Origin of the sequence: Actinoplanes aureus (assembly GCF_015704865.1) — a bacterium.
Lineage (GTDB): Bacteria > Actinomycetota > Actinomycetes > Mycobacteriales > Micromonosporaceae > Actinoplanes > Actinoplanes aureus.
The window spans coordinates 1-18,946 of record NZ_JADQTO010000032.1 but is presented as its reverse complement, the minus strand read 5'-3'; the positions used below and the strand labels follow the sequence as shown (position 1 = coordinate 18,946).

Here is an 18,946-nt window from a genome sequence, read left to right as displayed (position 1 = left end):
TCATAGGGAGATCACGCCCCGCTCTGGGCCGTGGCTGGGCCGTGGAAGCCGCTCGGACCGTCGAACAACGCATCCAGCGCCTTCCGCGCCCGACCCGGGCTGTCCGGCATCAGGTGGGCGTACACCCGCAGCGTGAATGCCGGATCGGCGTGACCCAGCCACTCCGCGATCGCCTTGATGGTCTCGCCCGCATCCAGCAGCGCCGAGGCATAGAAGTGCCGCAGCGCGTGCATCCCGTTGACGCGTGTCCGCTCCAGACCCGCGCCGTCAAGGGCGCGATGCCAGGCAACCGCGGCGAACACCTGCTGCTTGCAGGCAGTCCGGAACGTCGTGGTCAGCAACAGCGGCACCGTCACCCGCTCGTCTCGGCGCGGGTCTTCCCACGGCAGCGTCACCGGCACCGGCGGAAACTCGTCGATGTGCACGCGTACGGCCCGCGAGACCGAGTCGGGCAACGGAACACGTCGCTCCTGGTCGTTCTTCGGCAGGCCGAACACCGATCGCGCGCCGACGCGCTTCACCTGACGGCAAATGGTCAGCCACCCGTCGTCGAAGTCGAAGTCCTCGGGTGACACGCCAAAGATCTCTCCGCGCCGGGCACCGCATCCTGCCCCGATGTCGACCGCTGTTCGATAGCGAGGGGGCAGCCCTTCCCGGACAGCGGCCACCGCGTCAATCGTCCACGGGACGATCCGCTTCAGCGCCGGAACGGGAGCGGTTACTGATTTAGCGGAACACGGATTCTTGACGATCAGGCCGTCGTCCACCGCAGCAGTCATAATGCCGCTCAGGTGGGCGAACAGCACCGCTCTCGTGCTGTCGGCAAGCCCTTTGCCGATGAGCACCACATCCCAGTCCCGGACCGTGCTCGGCTGGACGGTACCGATCGGACGCTTACCGAAGTACGAGATGACGTGCTTCCGCACCCGAGCCTTGATTGGCCCGCGCGCAGATTCGTCGAATCGGCGGGTTCGCAGCCACGTCTCGGCGAACTCGTCAAAGGGCATCCGGCCGGCGTTCGGATCGACATAGCTACCCCTCCGCTTGTCGGTCTCGATCGCTGCGAGGAACCCTTCCGCATCACGCTTCGCGCGATCCGGGAAGGACTTGCTGCGTTCCCTTCCATCGGGGGCGATGTACCGGACGCGGTAGCGGAGCCCCTGCCCGTACCGGACGGTCCTGACCCGCTGCGGCTTGCCGTCCGGCCCGGGAACCTCCTTGAACCAGCGGTCTTCGACATGGCCCATGGCTACGCCGCTTCCTGTCGCCGAAGCCAGGCCCTGACCTCGTCCGGGTCGTAGCGCAGGTGCCGACCGATACGGGCGGCCGGTGGGCCGTAGCGGCGTTTGCGCCAGGTGTAGAGCGTCTCCACCGGCACGCGCAGGAAGGCAGCCACGTCGGCGACCGTCCAGCACGGTTCCTGTACAGGTGTTGCCATCGGTCCTCTCCGTCTCTTTCGGCGTCAAGGTGGGCTTGACGATTGACGGCCGTTCACGCGGCCAGGGTGGTTAGGTGGTGCCTGGCGGTTTCGGCGTGCTCTCGGGCCATCGCGGCGGAGGTGTTGGCGAGCATGGCGTCGGCGGTGGTGTGCCAGCCGGCGCCGACGAATTGGAGGAAGTTGACGATCAGGGTGGTCGGTTCTCCGCCGGGTTCGGTCTGTTCCGGGCCACTGTTCTGGAGGCGGCGGAACACGATCCGCTGGTCGCGGAGCAGGGCGAAGGTGATCGAGTAGTGGCGGGACTTGGTGAGGAAGTGGCCGCCGAAGCCGAGCATGTGAGCCCAGCGCCGCAGCCGGGGCCGAGGGTCGGCCGGCCGCGGCTTGGCGGTCGTCTCGGCCATCTGCTGTGCGGCGGCTGTCCTAGCTTCCTCAGCGGTCCGGGCGGAGCAGGCCGGGCAGGTGCGGCAGCGGGTGCGAGTGCCGCACGCCGGACAGGTTCGCGTCGGGCCGAGTACTCCGCCGGTGGACGGTGTGCGCAGTCGCAGCAGGTCGGCCGGGTCCGTTGTCGGGTTGTGGCCGGTGTCGCCGAGTCGCCAGCAGGCTTCAATGAGCCGTTCGGTGTGGCTACCGTGCGCGTCGGCGTACAAGGTGATGGTCTCGTCGCATAGCCGGGCCGAGGAGTGCCCGGTGATCTCGGTCGATTTGGTGGCGTACTTGGCGAGGTAGGCGGCGACCTGGGCGTCTGTGACCTCGCCGTCGGCGGCGACGGTAATCAGCTTGGTGTGGACCTGGTCGCCCCAGGCGATCCGCCAGCCGACCGGGTTGCCGGTGTCGGTGGTGAACGCGATGGTCGCGGCGGCGTGGTCGATCGCGGCCTTGATGTCGGCGGCGTCCAGGCCGGACGGTGGGGGCGGGATCGCGGTGTCGTCGTCGGGGTCGCGGCCGTCGAGGCGAGCGATGGCGTGCAGGTGCACGACGGCGCGGCGTTGCATCTCGGCCGCCTTGCCGAACGAGAGCCGGAACGGTGGCACCTTGCGGTACCGGACGTCGCCGTCGACGGTCACGTATGGCACCGCGTGGAACGGGAAGCCGCGTCGACGGCAGAGGCCCGTCAGGTACCGGTTGATCGCGATGGTGGTGCGCCGCCACAGCTCGCCGACCATCAGGTTCCAGACGACGTGCGCGTCGTGGTCGTAGCAGTCCAGGCACAGTGGCGTGCCGAGCCGGGCATCGTCGAGTTCGTGGCGGGCGAAGCAGACCAGCCGCACGCCGTGCTGGCAGACGGTCAGGTCACGGCGTGCGTGGCACGGTTCCGGTCGGCAGTCGCAGTCCTTACGCCGGGCGCAGGTGTGCCGCTTGACGATCCGGGTGTGGACCTCGCCGAACGAGGGTGCGGTGAAGGTCGGGAACACCGCCGGGTGGTGGGCCACCTGCTTGGGGACGCCCTTGCCGCCGACGAGCCCGGCGCGTACCACCTGGTAGGCGTCGCGCTGGTACAGCTTCGAGCAGGACGGGCACACCGACTCGCGCCGGTTGCCGCACGGCTTGTAGATCACCCCGTCCGGCATGTCCGCAGTCGCCCGTTCGGCCAGCAAGCGGCCGGTGGCCGCTTCGACGGTGGCGATGGTCCCGGCCAGCCGGACCGGCCGGGTACACGCGGCGGCGGACCTGACATGTGACAGCCAGGCGTCAAAGTCCGGCCGCGCGGCGCGGGCAATCGCTTGCAGGCGCAGGTCGGTAGAGTGCCGGAACCAGGCGGGTGCGGCAAGTGCTGCGGTCATGCCGGCCACCCGCCCGGGTCGATTCCGAACAGCGCAGGCTGTGCTGTCCCGGTCGTGATGGCAGCGAGGACGCGGATGCGCCACGCCATGGCATAGCGGACGCAGTTGGCGCAGTTGCGGTGAGTGATGCAGCCGGGCAGGGCAGGTGCGCGGCGGGCTTGGGCGCTCCAGGCCATCGAGTCGGCTGAGGTGAGTAGGTGACCGTGCCGGGCCAGCCCGAGGGTTTTGAAGCCGAACCCGTGCAGCCGGGTGATTCCGGCCTGGTGCAGGACGGTGAGGATCTCGCCTACCAGGGCGGTGGATTGGCGGCGGCACACCGATCCGACCCCGACTAGCCGCGCCCGGGCGAGGTCGACTCCGGCGCGGGCGTAGCGGTCGGCGCAACGCAGGTAGTCGCCGGGTGTCCAGCCCTGGACTACCGGCACCCACGGTAGGTCCGGGGCGAGGTCACGCAGCCGTAGGTAGTTCCCGACGGTGCGGGCCTGGTGCTCGGTGATAGTCAGACCGGTCTTGGCGAGCACCACGGGTTCGCACATCCAGTCCTGCGGTGCCGCCCAGTCGAGCTGGCCGATCTCGTCGCGGTAGCGGCGGACGCGGGCGGCATATGCCGCCGGGGTGGGGCCGGTATCCCAGGTGCCGTACTGGCTGAGTTCGGTGAAACCGCCGGAATCCAGTGCCCACGAGGCGGTGGCCTCGGGCAGCTGCCGGTAGCGGCGCAGCCGCCGATCCGAGACGAACAACGGCACGCCCAGGCGCAGCCAGTGCGGTTGGTGAGTGCCGAGGTAAAACAGGGTCGGCTCGGCGGTCGGGGCCGCACCCGCAGCGGTTGCTGCGGGTGCGACGCTGGTCGTCGAGACGGTCACCGGGTCGCCTTGCTCGGGCGGCTGCCGTTGACGGCGGGTTCCGGCCGGTCCGGGCCGAGTTGTGCAGCGCCTAAAACTGCTAGGGCTTCGGCGGCCTGCTCCGAGTTCACCTTGAGTCGGGCCGCGAGTTGTCCTGCGGTGATCGGTTCGCCGTGCTCGGTGTGGTACTGGCGGGCCACCTGGCCGGCGCGCCGCAGCATGTCCGGGGGCACGATCGGCAGGCTCAGCTGTGCCACGTCCGGCTCGGTGACAGAAGAGTCGGTGGCGGGACGGGCCAGCTGATCTGCCGACGGCTCGGCAACGCTGTGACGCAGGTCAGGCTTTTCGCCGGTACCCCGGGCAGGGGCTACCGGTCGGGCAGGACGCTTCGGGCTGGGTGTGGTGAGCCGGGCAGCCACGACATCCGGGGTAGGGATGTCGACCGGTCGGTCGGGAGCCACCGTCTCCGGAGCTACCGGAACGAGGGTGGCCGGTTCGGTTGCGGCAGCCGGGCGCGGCACGTCCACGGGGACGGGCGCGGCCGGCTGGTCAGGGGCCGAGACGCTAGGAGCGTCCGGGACGCGCGAGGCGTCCCCGGTGGCCCGGGTGGGCACAGGGTGCGGATCGGCTGCCTGGAACCAGGTAGCACGGTCACCACGCCGTTTGACTTCGGCGATGATGGCGTCATCCGCGGTCAGGCTGAGCCGGGCAAGCCGCGCCGTGCGGCGAGACTTGAGCCGGTCTGAGCCGTGGTTGAGGCGGTGATACAGCGTGGTCATCTGCTGTGTCAGCCGCTCGCGGTGCACGGCGTGCACGTCGCGTTCGCCGGGTTCGATCGCCCCGAGGGCGAGCAGGAGCCGGCGGGGTGTCCACCGCCAGGCGGTGGCGTCAGCGGGCCGTTTCGCGGCGCCGCCGATCAGGCCGTCCCACCACTGTTTGACGACCAGCAGCGGGATGGCCATGCGCAGTACTGCCTCGGCCAACGAGTGCGAGGCGACCATCGCCACCAGCGCCATGCAGGCGGCGATCGTCCATGCGGTCGTTCCGAACCGGCCAGGCCAGCCGAACTCGCGCAGGTGCCGCTTCGCGCGGATCATCGTCAGCGTCAGCAGCGACTCGAAGATGAAGAACAACAGCAGGGTCAGGCCGAGCGGGAAATGCAGCCGGTACCGGGTGATTTCCCAGACCACCTCGGAGGACCAGCCCAGACCGATCAGCATGACCAGGTTGGACAGGGAATCGTCCGGCCGATCGCTCGTGGCGATCTTCCGGACCTTGCGGGCCAGCCATAGCAGCGCGAGCACTGTCAGCAGCAGGCCGGCGATCAGGACCTCGCGGCGCTCGGCCAGCGGGGTCAACGGATCCGGCAGCAGGCTGGTGACGGTCATGCCGTCACCGCCGTGCGGTCGGTTCGGGGTCGGGAGTTGTGACGACTGGTGACCCGGATGTGGTGCCAGTCGACACGCGGCTCGTCGTAACGCCACTCGGTCTGAGCGGTCGCAAGGGTCCACGTGTGGGTGTCACCAGTAACCGAGAGCTCGTCGAAGGATTCGGCGTCCACAGCCTTAGCCCAGCCGGTGACATCGACGTCATCGTCCAGCTCCAGCGTCAGATAGCGCAGCACGCTGCCGTCAACCGGGGAACTGAACTCGCCGAAGTCGATCCGCTTGGGCATCGGCAACTTATGGGCGGTGCGGAGCTTGAGCAGCCGCCGCAGCGTCCGTGCCCGACGGGCACCGTCAAACAATTCTGTGCGGGAGGTCGCAGGTGTCACGACGACACCTCCGCCCCAGCTTCGTTGTTGGTTTCCGCGTCCGTTGCGCGAAGTTCAGCGCGCCATTGGCGGAAGTTGCGCAGGTACACCCAGCCGTAGGCGAAACACGACACCAGGAAGCCCCACTGTCGTGTGCTGACCGCGTAGGCGAACCAGAGCACCTGCGCGGCGATGCCGACGGCCCAGCCCCACGGGGAACGACGGCCGGCCAGGTACAGGCCGAACACGCCGACCGCGGTGAGCAGCCAGGACCACAGTTGCGGGTTCATCGGTCACCGCCAGGGCGACCGGTGGTCGGGCTGGCGGTGGCCAGGTCGTTGCGCAGCAGGGTGAAGCCCATGACGCGGGCCTCGTGGTAGCCCTGCTCGGCGAAGTACGTCTCCAGGTCGCGGACCTGTTCGATCGAGGTGATCGGCACGGACAGCTCGACTTCGGTGTTGGCGAAGCCGGAGCCGCCGCGCGTGGCGTGCGCGAAGGAGACGAAGTAGTGGTAGGGGTACGCCGGCACGGTCGTGGCGGTCGCACCGTTGGTCGGGTTGGTGTTGGTGGATTGGTTGTTGGTCATTGGGCCGGGTCCTTTCCGCTCAGGTTGAACAGGGGTAGAGCTGATTGGCGGTTCGGGTCCGGCGTGGGTGAGGCCGCCTGCCGAACCGCAGCCCGGGTGAGCCGGGCGGTTGTCGGTTTGTGCAGGTCGGCGAGCTGGTCAGGGGTGAGTCGGGCGACCGCGTCCCGGTCCTCTCCACGCCGCCGCAACAGCAGCGGACGCACGGTGGCGTTCGTGGGGCAGTCGAGAACCTTGTCGGGGTACGGGTAGCCGCAGTCCGGGCAGCGTGATGCGGCCGGGCTACCGGGGTGGTGATCGGCGAACACCTGCGCGAGGGTCGCCACGGACACGCTCAGCCCGGACTCCAGCAGCCGGGAGTCCAGGGCGTGCCGGTCGGACTTGTCGCCGTAGCGCTGCTGCGCGGCCTGCTTGGACACGCCAAGCCGGCGGGCGATCTCGTCCCACGAGTAGGAGTAAGGGTTACGTCGCAGCCCGGCCACGGCCAGGCGCACCACGGCGTCCACCTCGGCGGACAGCGCGGCGAGCGGGGCCAGGGCCTCCACGTCACCGGCGGCGACGCGACGGGCGTAGGCGCGCAGGATGCGACGCGTGAACGCGTCGAACTGGTCGGTTTCCACGTGCCGCTTGGCACGCTTGCGCGGGATGCGCGGCTTGGAGGTCATCGCGCGACCACCCCCACCGCGGCGAGCAGGACGACCGCGACAGCGGTCAGCCGCACACCGCAGCGCTGCCAGCCGGGAGCCAGCGCCCACCACCGCCAGGTGACGAGGTAGGCAGGACGCCCGACACGACGGTTCCCCGCAGACCAGAACGTGCAGTTCGAGTGCACCCGGCCGTCCAGCGGACGACCCAGCACGAACCGCACCAACACGGCGGCGACAGCCCAGAAGCGGTTACGCCGTGCGCGAGCCCGACGCTTGCGCGTCAAGGCTGCCTTGACGGTGTTCTTGCTCATCGGACATCACCGCCGTCGGTGCTGCCCTCGGCGTCGTGCCAATCGTGGTCGCAGTAGAAGGGACCTTCGCCCTCGTCGATGACGCTGCGCCACGAGTGGTCTGTGCTGTCGCACAGCGGGCAGCGGAGTTGCTTGACCTTGACGAGCGAGCCGGACGCCGGATCGCGCCGGTACTCTCGGCCGGCATTGACCGCGAGCTTGGACGTGATCGCTCCTTGCAGGTCGACACCGGTCATCTGAGCCAGGCTCAGCAGGTAGATCGCGGCGTCAGCCAGCTCGGTTGTCAGGCTCTCCGTCCGGCGGTGACGCCAGGCCTCGAAGGCCTCAGCGATCTCGCCGTACAGCAGGCCGAACTCCACAGCGACGTCGCTGGTGTTGAAGCCCTTCGCCAGCTTGTTCGCCCAGGCCGAAGCCTGCATCTCACGGACCGTGACCTCGCTCATCGGAAGTCACCGCCGTTCAGCAGTGAGACGATCTGCTCGACCGTTACGCCGGACTCGGCGAGGCGGTCGTTCATCTCGTTGATCGCCCGCAGTGCATCGAGGAGTTCCTCGGCCGGGCGGGTTGCCGCGTCCCGCAGGACGTGCGTGACCTGTTCGAGGGTGCGGCCTCGGGCGTCGTTGAACTCGTACGATTCCGAGCCGTCCTCGACCAGCAGATACCGGTCCAGGTGCAGCACGGCCTGTTCGAAGTCCGGGTAGCCCGGGTCGGTGCGGTGTTCCGCCGGGGCGTCGACCGGTCCGCCGTAGCAAACCATGCCGATCGCACCGACCAGGCAGGCCGGCGGCGTGAAGACACCGGTCGTGCCGTCGTAGTAGCAGCCCTGGATCCAGCCGTGCCGCTCCAGGTACAGAGCCGCCGACCGCAGCACCTGCGCCACCGTTTCCGGCGGGTCGGCGCTGTCGGCAGGATCGGTCCAGCCGCAGACATCGCAGCTGGAATAGCCGCAGAACTGGCAGCACCCGGAACGATCCTGACAGGCTGTAGCCCGGCCGAAGGTGTCAGCACAGTCGCTGTCACCACAACGGCACGCCTCGTTAAGCGCCCGCCGGCCGACCTCGGTGAGGGCATCGCTCGCGTCCGGCTCGACGCAGGGGCCGAGATGCGGCCTGCCACCCTCGCGGCAGTAGGCGCTGTCATGCGGCGCCGCACCCAGCGAGACGGCAGGCTCGAACCAGGACAGCCCGTCCCAGTCCTCAGTCATGATCTGGTCAGGGCTGACGCCCTGCCGCACAGCCTCAACAGCCTCAGCCATCGAGTCGAGGTCCGGGTACTGCACCGCCACGCGGCCGGCCTCAGTGAGGACATAGCCACGGTCAGCGGCGAGTGCGATCAGTTGCTGGGTAGGGTTCATCGTGCCGACTCCTTCCATCGGATGTGGGTTGGTGTTAGGGGCGGCGGCACCAGAAGCGCTTTGGTCGGTACTTCCTGGTGTCGTCCGCTCGGAATGCGGTTGTGTTGGTGCTGGTCAGTGCCGGTGTTCGACGATCGTGATGCAGCGGTGCCCGCCGATCGCGGTCACCGACAGCGCCGCGATGAGCAGCGGGATCGCCAGAGCGCCGAGACCGGCAGTGGTCAGGGCGTTCCACAGCCACCAGCCGCCGAACGTGAGCGCGGCCAGGACGATGACGGCGATGACCGCGCCGAAGCCGGTCCAGAAGCGGCGGGCCTTGCGGTCGCGTTCGGCGATCGCCGCCTGCCGGTCCTTCCACCGCAGGTAGAGAGCGTGTTGCTGGGCGCGGCGGGTCGCCAGCTCAGCGGTAGTCAGCCGCTCCAGGTCGGCTTGCATCGACGTGTCGACGTAGTGGATGACCCGGGTGTCGGGTCGCGGGACGGGTAGTGGACGGGCCATCAGATAGGGCCCCCTTTCCAGAGTGGATGTTGTCCGCCCGGTTTGTTCCGGGTCGTATCGAGGCGCGTCAGGCCGCCCGCAGGACCGGTATGCCGGTCGGTGGGTTGTCGCGGACGGCGTCGCGCAGGGTGGCCGCGTAGGCGGCGATGCCCGCGCAGGTGCGGTCATCCAGGTAGGCGACTTTGATCAGTTGCGGGCTGCCGCTTTCGGAGATCAGCAGACCCGCGCCGGGGTTGTTCGGGCTGATCATGTTGGCTGACCAGCCTTTCTGCGCCCAGCCGTGCCCGAGGACGATGTCCGACGAGCTGTCGTTGGTGCAGCGGCCGGCGAACCGCCACGCGAACAGGTCCCGCAGCGACGTCGGGATGATGTCCGACGACGGTCGCTGGGTGGCAGCGACGACGATGATGCCGACCGCCCGGCCCCGCGCGACCAGGTCACGCAGCAGCATCGAGAACTCGTCGCGGTCGACCTTTCTGCCGATCGTGGCCGAGTAGTACGCCAGCTCATCGAAGGCGACCAGGTAGGCCTGGAACACGTCCGCCGGGATGATCTTCCGGCGTTCGCAGTCCTCCAGGTAGTCATACCGGCGGTCCATCATCATCTGGAGCTTGCGCAGCACCAGCAGTGCCTGCTCCAGGTTCGGGCCGACGAACGCGTCAGCGCACTTACGCCACTGCCCGAGCTCGACGCGTTTGCCGTCGAACAGGACCAGCCGGCAGTCCAGCGACATCGCCGCATGCCCGACCACCGCGTTGAGCAGACCCGACTTCCCGGACCCGGGTTCGCCGCCGATCAGCATGTTGCGTTCGATCAGCGGTACCAGCTTCGGCTGGCCGAACTCGTCGATCCCGATGTGCACCGGGTCGAAGATGGACAGCACCGGACCCAGGTCTACTGGACCGTTGCCCGCGTCGGCGGTCAGGACAGGCGGCATCAGAAGCCGACCTTCGCGTCAGCCGGGGCGCTGTCCCACGCGTTGTCCGGAGCCTGCGCCGGGGTGAACCCGTCACTCTTGCTGCGGGTCGTCTTGGCGACCTTCGCCGTGGCGAACCGCAGCGACGGGCCGATCTCCTCAACGTCCAACTGGTGGGCCGAGCGCTTCTCACCCTGCTCGGTCTCCCACCGCGACAACCTCAGCCGACCCTGGACCACTACGCGGGTGCCCTTGTTGAGCGACTCGGCGAGGTGCTCCGCCATCTCCCGCCACGCCGTGCACGGCAGGAACAGCGGGTCGCCGTCCTTCCACTGCCCGGACTCGCGGTCGAAGATGCGCGGGGTCGACGCGACGATGAACTTCGCCATCGCGGTGCCGTTGGGCAGGAACCGCAGTTCCGGATCGTCGGTGAGGTTCCCGACGATCGTGATAGTGGTTTCGTTCGCCATCTAGCTCACTCCCTTATTGGTGATGGCGTCGGACAGGACTTCCGGCACGCGAACCGGGGAAGGTCATCGGCGGCCATTGCGCGGTTCCGGTGCCGGAGGATCAGGAATGTCGGCCAGGTTCAGGCCGACCGGCGGCATAGCCGGCGACACCGGCGCGTCCGTCAACTTCAAGCGCAGGCTCGGGATCAGCAGCGCCAGCGGTGAATCGATACGGCCGGCCAGCGAGTCGCGACGACCGATGTCAACGCGGACCAGCGCGGCGTGCCGCTCCGACGCGGCGACCACCCGGACCTGCTTGGCCCAGCAGGTGACCGCGATCCGCCCGGCCTTACCGTCCAGATCCGCCAGCTCCAGACCGGGACGCAGCCACAGCCACACCCGTTCACCGGCCGGCGTCGGCCGCGCCCACAACATCAGCGGCAACAACCCAGCCCGGCTACCACCCGAAGCACGCGCCAGCCCAGCGAAGTACAGCCGCAGCCGGTGACGATCCACCGCACACCACGACCACGCCCACACGAACCGGCGCACCGGATCAGCCAACAACCCGGCGATCACCACCAACAGCAGCGCCGCGAGCGCCAGCCGCCACGACCAGACCCGCGCCAGCAGCGACAGACCTGCTACCACGACCGCCGCAGTCGCGATCTCCAGCGACCACCACCACAACGCCCGCAACACCGGCCAGACCCGCACCAGCAGCGCGGCCACCAGACCAACCACCAGCCCGGCAGCCAAGCCCAGCAACACCGCGATCCACAACGGCGTCGACGCGCTGAGCACCATCGTCGCGACGGCCCAGCAGCCCAAACTCACGCCGATGAACGCAACCCGGGCACGCCGCGCGTACCACTGCGACACCGGCGGTTCGACGATCGCCACAGCACCAACCGGAGCTCGGTTGAACAGTCCATTCGCCATCTACGTCACCTCCTCTCGTACAGACGGTCTGTACCGACTAGACAATATCCAAGATGCGGGCCCGCATGGCTCTTGTCAAGGCCAAGAACTAGACTGTCTATACGATGAAGGGGGTGGCAGGTTGCCTATAACGCGACGCGGGCAGATGCCCGTCTGGCAGCAGATCGCCGAGGAACTCCGAGCAGGGATTACTGATGGCTCGCTACCGCCGGGCACTCGCCTTCCCACCGAGGCCGACCTCACCGAGCGCTACCAGGTAGCCAGAAACACTGCTCGCCAGGCAATTTCGGCGTTGGTCAACGAAGGCTTGGTCATCGCAGCGCGGCCACGTGGCTACTTCGTGCGAGACCGTAGGCCGTTGGAGTATCGACCGCAGCAGGAGTTTCGACCTCGGCCGCTCTCGCCCGAAATGGACGTCTTCCTCGCTGAGCACTCGGCTACAGGTCGCGAGCCGATGCAGACGATCGAGGTCGCCATCGTCGAGCCGCCGACAGACGTTAAGCGCCGGCTTCGCCTCGCGGACGGAGAGTTCACCGTGGTGCGACGCCGCGTGCGGTATCTCGACGGCGAGCCGTACAACACCAACGACAGCTACTTCCCGCTATCGCTGGCTCAAGACAGCGAGATCATGCGCCCCGATGACATCGCGCGTGGCGCGAACCAGGTGCTCGCCGAAAAAGGCTTCCTTCAGGTTCGCGCACTTGACGAGATCTACGTCCGCATGCCCACGCCAATTGAGACCCAACGGCTTCAGCTCGGCCCGGGAACCCCCGTCGCCTACCACGTCGTCACAGGGTTCACCGAGGACGGTCGCCCGATTCGGGTGGTCCTTAACGTCCTGCCCGGCGATCGCCATGTAATCGCTTTCGAACGACTCCGTCTACCTTCCGACCCTGCTGAGGCTCCGTGAGCCTGACCATCCGTACGGCGCTCCCCTCTGATCTGGACACGGTGACGGCCATGCACCGCGAGGCCAGTGCATGGCTTGCACAGAAAGGGTCCGATCAGTGGCAGCCCATGCAAACTGGCCGCCTCTCCATCGATCACGTCCGCTCCGGCATCGCTCGATCGATCGCGAAGGGCGAGTGCTTCATCGTTCTCGACGATCAGGAACCTATCGGCACGATCACCCTCGATTCGTTTGCGGATCCCGAGTTCTGGACCGATGAGGATGACCCCGGAAGCGCGCTCTACGTCCATCGCATGATCGTCAAGAGAAGCCATGCGGGACGCGGCATCGGCGGACAGCTTCTTCACTGGGCAAATGACCGAGCTAAGAAAGCCGGTCGTCGATGGCTCAGGCTTGACGCATGGCGCACGAACCCAACGCTGCACGAGTACTACCGAAGCCAGGGGTTCGAGCAGGTACGAGTGGTGGACCTGCCGCACCGCGGCTCCGGCGCTCTCTTTCAGAGGGCCGTATAACGTCGACCCCTCGCTTGTAAGTTCCGGGGCGATTCATCTGGCATCGTCTGCACAAGGCTGTGAGCTCGGAACATCGTCCGCCGCGAGATGGCGCTGACCGAGATCATCTGCGTCGGTTGCTGTCAGCGTTGCTGTCAGACCGGCACTCGTCTCGCTGGCCCGTCCCCCGCGCGAGACGATCATCTAAGTACCGCTGGACCGGGCCATAAAGCGGGTACGGGACAAGCGCGGCGACGGCCTCCAGGTCGCACCATGCCACCTCCGCCACCTCTGCCTGGCTTGCCGGATAAGCGGTCCCGTTCTCGACTTCACACGCAAGGTAGAACATCGTTCGGTCGGTTTCTGGGTGCACACGCGTTCCGAGGTCACCAACCACCCGCACCGCAAGCCCTGTCTCTTCAAGCGTCTCCCGCACCGCCGCCGCATGGGTGCGCTCGCCAGGCTCGACTTTCCCTGCAGGGAACTGCCATGAGAGCCGGCCTTCTCCTACGGCGCGGCGGATCAACAGAACTCGGCCGCCCTGGACAATGACGGCCGCCACGACCGGTTGATCCTCGCGACTCATCTAGGCCGATTTCCACACTGCCAGGACGGTACTCGTCCTAGATGGTTGTGACCTCGGAAGGTTGTCCGGTTCAAGATCGCATTGACTGAGATCACCTGTGCCCATTGCTGTCAGCTCGACCCTCGCCCTCCGCTGGTCTGCCCGGCTCGTCGAGAAGACTTAAATCATTTCACCAAGGATTCCCTGGGGGAAAGGCAATCATTGAGGCTAAGTCGCACTCCGTGTCCGTCATTGCATCCACGAGACAGTGTTGACTGAGTGTTGCCGGATGGTCCGGTAAGGGGGCAGTGGCCAACCACCAAGTAGATCACTGCCCCTCAACCAAAGGAGTACGTATGCATCCTACCCCCGACGAGAAGTTCGCAGACCCTCCTCTGTACCGCCAGCCGCCATCCAAGATCCCACTTCACGTCTTAGTTCTCTGCGTAACCATGGCGGGGATGGGGATGTTCACCTGGCATCGCACCGGCGGAGATCTGATTCTGTCATTGATTGTCGCGATTATGACGGCAGCCATCATTGAGGTGAGAGTTAGCAAACCACAAGCAGAATAGGGTAGCGCGGCGAGGTTCGATGTCCATCCGAACCTCGCCGCACAAGTCAAGGAGAGGCCATGTGGTTGACAGTTATAAAACTAGAGCGGCCCAGCCCCAGGCTCAGTAAAGGGCTTACGGCCGATGTTGTACGCGAGAGACTGCTCGGCGCGGACGACAGATACGAGCACATATCTTTCAGCGATACAGGCGAAATCGTGATTTACTACAAGAATTCCGCAGAAAATGCTTCGCGAGCCACACTCGTGGCACTTACAAGCTTCGAAGATTTACTAAAGGCGACAGCGCTTTCGACCTTAACACCCTATGCCGTCGATACGCATCCGGCTCAAATGCGACCGAGACTTCGGCTGGCAGGCACTGGAGAAATGGCCGAAATTTTTGGCCGATCCAAGGCGCGCATCAGCCAACTCAAGAAATCCGCGGGTTTTCCTGAGCCCATCGCGGAGCTAGAAATGGGTCCCGTATATCTAGAGATTGAAATCCTGGAGTACAAGGCAGCTCGCGATAGCATTTCCTCGCCTAAAAAGAAGACGGAAGGCCATCGTATCCATTGCGAAACGACTGCTTGACCCCCCAAGGCAACCAATAGGCCGAAGCCGGTCTCATCGTTCGCGCCAGGCTGCCGTCAACAGGCTTGGTTGGAGCGCCCCTGCCATACACACGGGGGACCATCTTGATCACAGGACCTATAACCGAACTGGTCATTCATCGGGAGGACTCTCTAAAGTCGCGCTTTTGGGCTTCTTCCGCAGCCGTGAGTACGGCACCTTCATCTACTCCACACCAGAAGTCGATGCCGTTCTCCAGCGAGCCCGGATTCAACGCGGCTACATGCTGGTCATCTGGCGTAGACGACATGTCGTCGAGCCTTACGAGCTATCGGATGACGAGGCCAGTAGGTACTGGCAGGCAGTTCACAAGGTGGCCGAGGCTCTCGCACAGTACTACCGACCACTGAAATGAACTACGAGACGCTCGGCAACACCGTGCCGCATCTGCACACGCACTTGCTGCCGAGATTCGCGCAGGACCCGGCCCCCGGCAGGCCGTTTCCACTGCTCCCGCAGGACGGCTCCGAGGATCGCATCAGGCCTGACGAGCTTCGGGCCGACGCCATGGCGCTTCGAACGCTCATGTGAGCTAGACCGCCGGCTGCTGACTTGTCGTTCCACCCGCAGCCGACTTACCTAAAGGACAGGCGCTGGAGCCGAACTTCATACGACAAGCTGATCCAAGGCCGGGTATGGCGACGTGAGGATGTCGAGGCCTGGATAAGGACCAACAGACCAGAACTCCGCGCCGAGCAAGACCTGCAACCTTAGAGCTACGGACGAGGGCCAGCATCACCCTTGACCCTCGGCCTCGAATTCCCTCACGTGACTAGTCGGGCAGATCGAACTCCCCGGTCTTTACCCCAGCAAGGAATGCAACCCACTCCTCGTGGGAGTAGAGTAGGGCCGGCTTGCTAACATCCTTCGCATCTCGGAGAGCGACAAAAGAGGCCGTGAAGGCCACTTCCACACACGTGCTATTTCCACAATAAGACGACTTCTGCCAAGCTAGACGCGTTGACGATTCCATCTCGGTCACTAGGTTTTGCCCTACTCTCCAATGAGGCTCAAGGACGAAGATCCTCGGCAATAGCTTGCAAGAATTTAATCGTTTTCGCCGCAGTCAGGGCCCGCTCTCGAAGCGAGGAGAAAGCCGACAAGTACTCGGAAACATCCTCTGGCCGCTCAAGGTAGATGCCGCCTGAAATCGCCTCGATGTAGACGACGTCGGTTAGCCCAGACGACGACCCATCGCTATCGGAGTCGAATTGCAGAACAGTGAAACCTGACATGGCACCCGCGTGTGCCCCGCTGGCGAACGGGATCAGTCGCAGGCTGACACCATCAGGCGAGGACGAGACCCGGATCAGGTGTTCCAGCTGATCCCTCATTACTTCGCGCCCGCCAACGATGCGGCGCACGGCGGTCTCGTCTATGATGACATCCAGCACGGTCTCTGGGCTGAGCTTTTCGCGGCGCATTGCTCGCAGCTCGATCGCGTCCTCCCTGGCGAGAGGAAGATCAGGCCGCGAAGGAAAGGCATCGAGAACTGCGGTGGTGTACCTTCTTATCTGGAGGAGTCCGGGAATCAGGAGCTGAAAGTCGCTAATCTTGTTAGCGGAGCCCTCCAACCCGATGAATTTTTCCAGAGCGGGGCCAAGGGTAAACTTGTCCCACCACGCTGGCTGCTTATTCTCCCGAGCAAGCTTCATGAGCCTTTCTCGGGTTGATTTGTCCGTAACGCCGTAAAGGTTCAGCAAGGCGAGAACGTCCGGCACGGAGATGTTTCGCTGCGCGGTCTCAAGTCTGCTGATCTTCGCAGGGTGGACCTGTAAATCTTCGGCAGCATCCTTGATGGTCTTCCGCGCATCCAACCGCAGTTGGCGCAGGGCTGCACCAAGTTGGCGACGGCTAACTATCGGTCCAGGGTTAGTGGACACGATCCGTCACCTCCAGCGTGATATTGCTACCTGGCCACGTGCCACCTGGCAACTGCCGCAGGGCAACCCTACTTCTGGCACTTGCCACTTGGCAACTGCCTCTCGCTCCGTCATCATGTAGTTGCCGGGCGTGTCGATAGATCACCTAACCTTTCGTTATTCGGCCCAGCCCGGAGCCTCAACGAAAGGAGGCGATGCGGCTAGGGCAACAGTTGTTTAACTTGTGCTGTAACGATGCTGTCCGCCGCCGACCGCCGCCAAAGACTCGCCGGACGCGCAGTGACATGGACCGACATGGCACAGCCGAAAACGATGCCAAATCGATGGCTTGTCAAGCGACTATGCGGTGCGCACAGGTTGACCATACGTGATCAACCAAACGCAGTCGGGCGTAGCACGAAAACAGTGCCCGCTCGGCGGAAGCGAGCTATTCGGTACTTGCTCGCGGAACGTCCCCGGACGACAAGGCCCAGACCGGGCAGCTCTCCGGGTATGGGCTCACCTCTCCACAGACGAAGGGCGCCCGTGGTTGCACCCATGGACGCCCTCCAGATCCGCATCCCCCCAACGACGCCTTATCACCGAAGGGAACGGCCATGAACAGCCTAGACCTCTTAGCGCAACAGGCCCAACAGCCTTGGGACACGCCAGTCGCAGGAACCGTCCTGCTCGCCTTGGCCGCCCTGCTGCTTCTTGCGGCCCTCAACATGTTGCGGCACGCCCTTTCACCCCTGAGGGAGGTACTTCGCGCCCTAGCCGCGGCCGGAGCCATGACGGCTCTTGTGTTGTTGGCGTTCGCCATGGTTGTTGTAGCACTGGTCATCCGCTAGACACGGCCGGCTCGGGGCGCAGCACTCGGGCGCGGAGACGTCGAGCACAGGATGCCGAAACAGACCGCTGTCGCAGATCACCTGGCGAACGCGTGTCGCACATCAGTTGACGGAGGACAACCTGCCGCGCGGCCCTGCCGCGCGGCCCTGCCGCGCGGCCCTGTCGGGCTCCACTTGATCCGTTACGGATCACGGTCAGATGATGCGTGACAGCTCCGGCTAGAGGACGATCATTCGTTCGTGTCCTGGGACTGGGCAAGTATCGCTTGCAGTAGGGCGGGCGGTAGGTACTTGCGTGCACCGATGATCTCAACACCGAGGACATGGCCGTCGGCGTTGAGATCCAGGTTGAACATGCCATCCTCGGGCTCGAATGGCACCAGTTGCTCGGCCGCTCCAGCAGGGATGGGATGGTCGAGGTAGATGTATGCAGCGTCGGCATCGCTGTCGTAGGAGCAGACCAGCGGTATCCGTGCCTCGATGAACATGATCGTCAGGTTGACAACACCGTCAACGCTGGCGGGCCGACGCGGCGGTTCCGGTTTGCGGACCTTGAACCGGGCGATGTTCTTGCTGGTAGTTCGGGCTACTTCGGCGAGCAGTTCGTCGCCGTGGTAGATCCGCCAGGTGGTGTCGGCGGCCTCGACGGTGACGGTGCGCCCGGCATGGACCATGCCGACGTGAATACGTTGCCCGGCGATGGCTAGGGCGCCGCGGCTGCTGATCCGCCGCTCTACCTGCAGGGTCTGATGGAACCGCTCCACCTTCCCCGTGGTCGTCGGCGACCGCGGTTTGGTGTTACGGGCGACGATGCCGCTCTCCCGGCAGATCCGCTCGAACATCACCTCCGCCGGACGGGGCCGGGTGAACCGTCCGGTGAACTGCTTACCGTTATCGGTCAGGACCTCATCCGGGAATCCGTACGCCTGCAACGCGTCCGCGAACGCCTGACAGACGGCCCGGCCGGTGGCCCGGCGCACCACCGTGGCGATCACGCAGAACCGGGCAAGATCGTCCACCCCGGTGACGATCTTGGTGTCCGAGCCGTCGGCCAGCCGGATGCCGTCCACGATGTCGAGCTGCCACAACTCCATCGGCACCGCCCGTTCCCAGCGCCGGTAGTCCTCCCGACGGCGTTAACGAGGGACGGCGTCGACCAGGCCGTGCCGGACCAGGACCCGGTAGATCGTGCTCACCGACGGAATCGGGCCAGGGCAGCCATGGCGGCCCAACTCGAACTCGATGCGCCGCTGACCCCACCGGGGATGCGTCCGGCGCAACTCGCAGATCGCCGCCTCCACCTCCGGGCTGGTCTGCGCCGGATGCGCACGCGGCCGGTGAGACCGATCCGCCAGCCCGTCCAGACCCTCATCGCGATACCAGCCGACCCAGCGATGCACCGCTTGGCGGGACACCTGTCAGCGCTTTCTGAAATCTGGATCTGACCCACTTTTCGTGACCCGAGACTGACCCTGGCGTCTTCTGATCCACTGTGTATGGTCGGCCGCCGTGCGTTCTTCTGATCTTGCTGCGGTGTTGCCTCACCTCGCGGCTGTAGTCGTTG

General features: G+C 65.8%; 25 protein-coding genes and 1 pseudogene. 5 read left to right on the top strand and 21 right to left on the bottom strand.

Annotated elements, in window-relative coordinates; translation table 11 throughout:
- Positions 1–11: 11 nt before the first annotated feature.
- The 16 genes from I4J89_RS41455 to I4J89_RS41380 all read right to left on the bottom strand — a co-directional run bounded on the left by I4J89_RS41455 (position 12) and on the right by I4J89_RS41380 (position 11,514).
- A complete protein-coding gene (locus I4J89_RS41455; protein WP_196419699.1) occupies positions 12–1,247 on the bottom strand; it encodes a tyrosine-type recombinase/integrase in 1,236 nt (411 codons plus the stop codon).
- Between the two features lie 2 nt (positions 1,248–1,249).
- A complete protein-coding gene (locus tag I4J89_RS41450) occupies positions 1,250–1,438 on the bottom strand; it encodes a helix-turn-helix domain-containing protein (RefSeq protein ID WP_196419698.1) in 189 nt (62 codons plus the stop codon).
- A 53-nt stretch (positions 1,439–1,491) separates the two neighbouring features.
- Entirely contained in the window at positions 1,492–3,219 is a 1,728-nt protein-coding gene (locus I4J89_RS41445) for a replication initiator (RefSeq protein WP_196419697.1), read from the bottom strand.
- Positions 3,216–4,082, bottom strand: coding sequence for a deazapurine DNA modification protein DpdA family protein (locus tag I4J89_RS41440; protein WP_309238703.1), 867 nt, complete (start codon positions 4,080–4,082; stop codon positions 3,216–3,218). Before I4J89_RS41440 ends, I4J89_RS41445 begins: the two co-directional genes overlap by 4 nt.
- Complete coding sequence (locus I4J89_RS41435) at positions 4,079–5,449, bottom strand: hypothetical protein (protein WP_196419696.1); 1,371 nt, start codon at positions 5,447–5,449, stop codon at positions 4,079–4,081. The genes I4J89_RS41440 and I4J89_RS41435 overlap by 4 nt, the downstream gene beginning before the upstream one ends.
- Entirely contained in the window at positions 5,446–5,835 is a 390-nt protein-coding gene (locus I4J89_RS41430; protein WP_196419695.1) for a hypothetical protein, read from the bottom strand. The genes I4J89_RS41435 and I4J89_RS41430 overlap by 4 nt, the downstream gene beginning before the upstream one ends.
- Positions 5,832–6,104: a hypothetical protein gene (locus I4J89_RS41425; RefSeq protein WP_196419694.1), complete on the bottom strand. Its 273-nt coding sequence runs from the start codon at positions 6,102–6,104 to the stop codon at positions 5,832–5,834. The genes I4J89_RS41430 and I4J89_RS41425 overlap by 4 nt, the downstream gene beginning before the upstream one ends.
- Complete coding sequence (locus I4J89_RS41420; protein WP_196419693.1) at positions 6,101–6,400, bottom strand: hypothetical protein; 300 nt, start codon at positions 6,398–6,400, stop codon at positions 6,101–6,103. The genes I4J89_RS41425 and I4J89_RS41420 overlap by 4 nt, the downstream gene beginning before the upstream one ends.
- Entirely contained in the window at positions 6,397–7,062 is a 666-nt protein-coding gene (locus I4J89_RS51795; RefSeq protein ID WP_309238702.1) for a hypothetical protein, read from the bottom strand. Before I4J89_RS51795 ends, I4J89_RS41420 begins: the two co-directional genes overlap by 4 nt.
- Positions 7,059–7,355, bottom strand: a complete 297-nt coding sequence (locus I4J89_RS41410; protein WP_196419692.1) for a hypothetical protein — start codon at positions 7,353–7,355, stop codon at positions 7,059–7,061. Before I4J89_RS41410 ends, I4J89_RS51795 begins: the two co-directional genes overlap by 4 nt.
- Positions 7,352–7,798: a nucleoside triphosphate pyrophosphohydrolase family protein gene (locus I4J89_RS41405; protein ID WP_230860487.1), complete on the bottom strand. Its 447-nt coding sequence runs from the start codon at positions 7,796–7,798 to the stop codon at positions 7,352–7,354. The genes I4J89_RS41410 and I4J89_RS41405 overlap by 4 nt, the downstream gene beginning before the upstream one ends.
- A complete protein-coding gene (locus tag I4J89_RS50420) occupies positions 7,795–8,709 on the bottom strand; it encodes a DUF6197 family protein (protein ID WP_230860486.1) in 915 nt (304 codons plus the stop codon). The genes I4J89_RS41405 and I4J89_RS50420 overlap by 4 nt, the downstream gene beginning before the upstream one ends.
- Before the next feature lie 114 nt (positions 8,710–8,823).
- Entirely contained in the window at positions 8,824–9,207 is a 384-nt protein-coding gene (locus I4J89_RS41395) for a hypothetical protein (RefSeq protein ID WP_196419691.1), read from the bottom strand.
- 67 nt (positions 9,208–9,274) lie between these two features.
- Positions 9,275–10,144, bottom strand: coding sequence for an FtsK/SpoIIIE domain-containing protein (locus I4J89_RS41390; RefSeq protein WP_196419690.1), 870 nt, complete (start codon positions 10,142–10,144; stop codon positions 9,275–9,277).
- A complete protein-coding gene (locus tag I4J89_RS41385) occupies positions 10,144–10,593 on the bottom strand; it encodes a single-stranded DNA-binding protein (protein WP_196419689.1) in 450 nt (149 codons plus the stop codon). The genes I4J89_RS41390 and I4J89_RS41385 overlap by 1 nt, the downstream gene beginning before the upstream one ends.
- Before the next feature lie 63 nt (positions 10,594–10,656).
- The gene (locus tag I4J89_RS41380; RefSeq protein ID WP_196419688.1) at positions 10,657–11,514 is read right to left on the bottom strand and encodes a hypothetical protein; all 858 of its coding nucleotides are present in this window, start codon (positions 11,512–11,514) and stop codon (positions 10,657–10,659) included.
- A gap of 145 nt (positions 11,515–11,659) precedes the next feature.
- Here I4J89_RS41380 and I4J89_RS41375 point away from each other — a divergent pair, with 145 nt between their 5' ends.
- Positions 11,660–12,424, top strand: coding sequence for a GntR family transcriptional regulator (locus I4J89_RS41375; protein ID WP_196419687.1), 765 nt, complete (start codon positions 11,660–11,662; stop codon positions 12,422–12,424).
- Positions 12,421–12,939 carry a GNAT family N-acetyltransferase gene (locus I4J89_RS41370; RefSeq protein ID WP_309238701.1) on the top strand — a complete coding sequence of 173 codons (519 nt, stop codon included), beginning with the start codon at positions 12,421–12,423 and terminating at the stop codon, positions 12,937–12,939. The genes I4J89_RS41375 and I4J89_RS41370 overlap by 4 nt, the downstream gene beginning before the upstream one ends.
- Before the next feature lie 103 nt (positions 12,940–13,042).
- Here I4J89_RS41370 and I4J89_RS41365 read toward each other — a convergent pair whose 3' ends face one another.
- Positions 13,043–13,504 carry an NUDIX hydrolase gene (locus tag I4J89_RS41365; RefSeq protein WP_196419686.1) on the bottom strand — a complete coding sequence of 154 codons (462 nt, stop codon included), beginning with the start codon at positions 13,502–13,504 and terminating at the stop codon, positions 13,043–13,045.
- 613 nt (positions 13,505–14,117) lie between these two features.
- On the opposite strand from I4J89_RS41365, the gene I4J89_RS41360 reads away from it, so the two are divergent.
- The 3 genes from I4J89_RS41360 (at position 14,118) to I4J89_RS41350 (ending at position 15,200) form a co-directional block, all read left to right on the top strand.
- Complete coding sequence (locus I4J89_RS41360; protein WP_196419685.1) at positions 14,118–14,630, top strand: hypothetical protein; 513 nt, start codon at positions 14,118–14,120, stop codon at positions 14,628–14,630.
- 166 nt (positions 14,631–14,796) lie between these two features.
- Entirely contained in the window at positions 14,797–15,024 is a 228-nt protein-coding gene (locus I4J89_RS41355; RefSeq protein WP_196419684.1) for an HIT family protein, read from the top strand.
- Complete coding sequence (locus I4J89_RS41350; RefSeq protein WP_196419683.1) at positions 15,021–15,200, top strand: HIT family protein; 180 nt, start codon at positions 15,021–15,023, stop codon at positions 15,198–15,200. Before I4J89_RS41355 ends, I4J89_RS41350 begins: the two co-directional genes overlap by 4 nt.
- A 241-nt stretch (positions 15,201–15,441) precedes the next feature.
- Here I4J89_RS41350 and I4J89_RS41345 read toward each other — a convergent pair whose 3' ends face one another.
- The 4 genes and pseudogenes from I4J89_RS41345 to I4J89_RS41335 form a co-directional block, all read right to left on the bottom strand.
- Complete coding sequence (locus I4J89_RS41345) at positions 15,442–15,642, bottom strand: DUF397 domain-containing protein (RefSeq protein WP_196419758.1); 201 nt, start codon at positions 15,640–15,642, stop codon at positions 15,442–15,444.
- A 37-nt stretch (positions 15,643–15,679) separates the two neighbouring features.
- Positions 15,680–16,552 (bottom strand): helix-turn-helix domain-containing protein, encoded by an 873-nt coding sequence (locus I4J89_RS41340; RefSeq protein ID WP_196419682.1) that lies wholly within the window; start codon positions 16,550–16,552, stop codon positions 15,680–15,682.
- 1,060 nt (positions 16,553–17,612) lie between these two features.
- Positions 17,613–18,056, bottom strand: coding sequence for a DUF2283 domain-containing protein (locus tag I4J89_RS52295; RefSeq protein ID WP_507236532.1), 444 nt, complete (start codon positions 18,054–18,056; stop codon positions 17,613–17,615).
- 57 nt (positions 18,057–18,113) lie between these two features.
- Positions 18,114–18,797 (bottom strand): annotated as a pseudogene (locus tag I4J89_RS41335) (IS481 family transposase); the annotation flags it as partial.
- Positions 18,798–18,946: the final 149 nt, after the last annotated feature.

What these genes read in the sequence shown, in the direction of transcription:
- I4J89_RS41455 (WP_196419699.1), bottom strand. Translation starts at nt 1,247, where the DNA reads ATGGGCCATGTCGAAGACCGCTGGTTCAAGGAGGTTCCCGGGCCGGAC.
- I4J89_RS41450 (WP_196419698.1), bottom strand. Translation starts at nt 1,438, where the DNA reads ATGGCAACACCTGTACAGGAACCGTGCTGGACGGTCGCCGACGTGGCT.
- I4J89_RS41445 (WP_196419697.1), bottom strand. Translation starts at nt 3,219, where the DNA reads ATGACCGCAGCACTTGCCGCACCCGCCTGGTTCCGGCACTCTACCGAC.
- I4J89_RS41435 (WP_196419696.1), bottom strand. Translation starts at nt 5,449, where the DNA reads ATGACCGTCACCAGCCTGCTGCCGGATCCGTTGACCCCGCTGGCCGAG.
- I4J89_RS41425 (WP_196419694.1), bottom strand. Translation starts at nt 6,104, where the DNA reads ATGAACCCGCAACTGTGGTCCTGGCTGCTCACCGCGGTCGGCGTGTTC.
- I4J89_RS41420 (WP_196419693.1), bottom strand. Translation starts at nt 6,400, where the DNA reads ATGACCAACAACCAATCCACCAACACCAACCCGACCAACGGTGCGACC.
- I4J89_RS51795 (WP_309238702.1), bottom strand. Translation starts at nt 7,062, where the DNA reads ATGACCTCCAAGCCGCGCATCCCGCGCAAGCGTGCCAAGCGGCACGTG.
- I4J89_RS41410 (WP_196419692.1), bottom strand. Translation starts at nt 7,355, where the DNA reads ATGAGCAAGAACACCGTCAAGGCAGCCTTGACGCGCAAGCGTCGGGCT.
- I4J89_RS41405 (WP_230860487.1), bottom strand. Translation starts at nt 7,798, where the DNA reads ATGAGCGAGGTCACGGTCCGTGAGATGCAGGCTTCGGCCTGGGCGAAC.
- I4J89_RS50420 (WP_230860486.1), bottom strand. Translation starts at nt 8,709, where the DNA reads ATGAACCCTACCCAGCAACTGATCGCACTCGCCGCTGACCGTGGCTAT.
- I4J89_RS41395 (WP_196419691.1), bottom strand. Translation starts at nt 9,207, where the DNA reads ATGGCCCGTCCACTACCCGTCCCGCGACCCGACACCCGGGTCATCCAC.
- I4J89_RS41390 (WP_196419690.1), bottom strand. Translation starts at nt 10,144, where the DNA reads ATGCCGCCTGTCCTGACCGCCGACGCGGGCAACGGTCCAGTAGACCTG.
- I4J89_RS41385 (WP_196419689.1), bottom strand. Translation starts at nt 10,593, where the DNA reads ATGGCGAACGAAACCACTATCACGATCGTCGGGAACCTCACCGACGAT.
- I4J89_RS41380 (WP_196419688.1), bottom strand. Translation starts at nt 11,514, where the DNA reads ATGGCGAATGGACTGTTCAACCGAGCTCCGGTTGGTGCTGTGGCGATC.
- I4J89_RS41375 (WP_196419687.1), top strand. Translation starts at nt 11,660, where the DNA reads ATGCCCGTCTGGCAGCAGATCGCCGAGGAACTCCGAGCAGGGATTACT.
- I4J89_RS41365 (WP_196419686.1), bottom strand. Translation starts at nt 13,504, where the DNA reads ATGAGTCGCGAGGATCAACCGGTCGTGGCGGCCGTCATTGTCCAGGGC.
- I4J89_RS41360 (WP_196419685.1), top strand. Translation starts at nt 14,118, where the DNA reads ATGTGGTTGACAGTTATAAAACTAGAGCGGCCCAGCCCCAGGCTCAGT.
- I4J89_RS41350 (WP_196419683.1), top strand. Translation starts at nt 15,021, where the DNA reads ATGAACTACGAGACGCTCGGCAACACCGTGCCGCATCTGCACACGCAC.
- I4J89_RS41345 (WP_196419758.1), bottom strand. Translation starts at nt 15,642, where the DNA reads ATGGAATCGTCAACGCGTCTAGCTTGGCAGAAGTCGTCTTATTGTGGA.
- I4J89_RS52295 (WP_507236532.1), bottom strand. Translation starts at nt 18,056, where the DNA reads ATGGTCCATGCCGGGCGCACCGTCACCGTCGAGGCCGCCGACACCACC.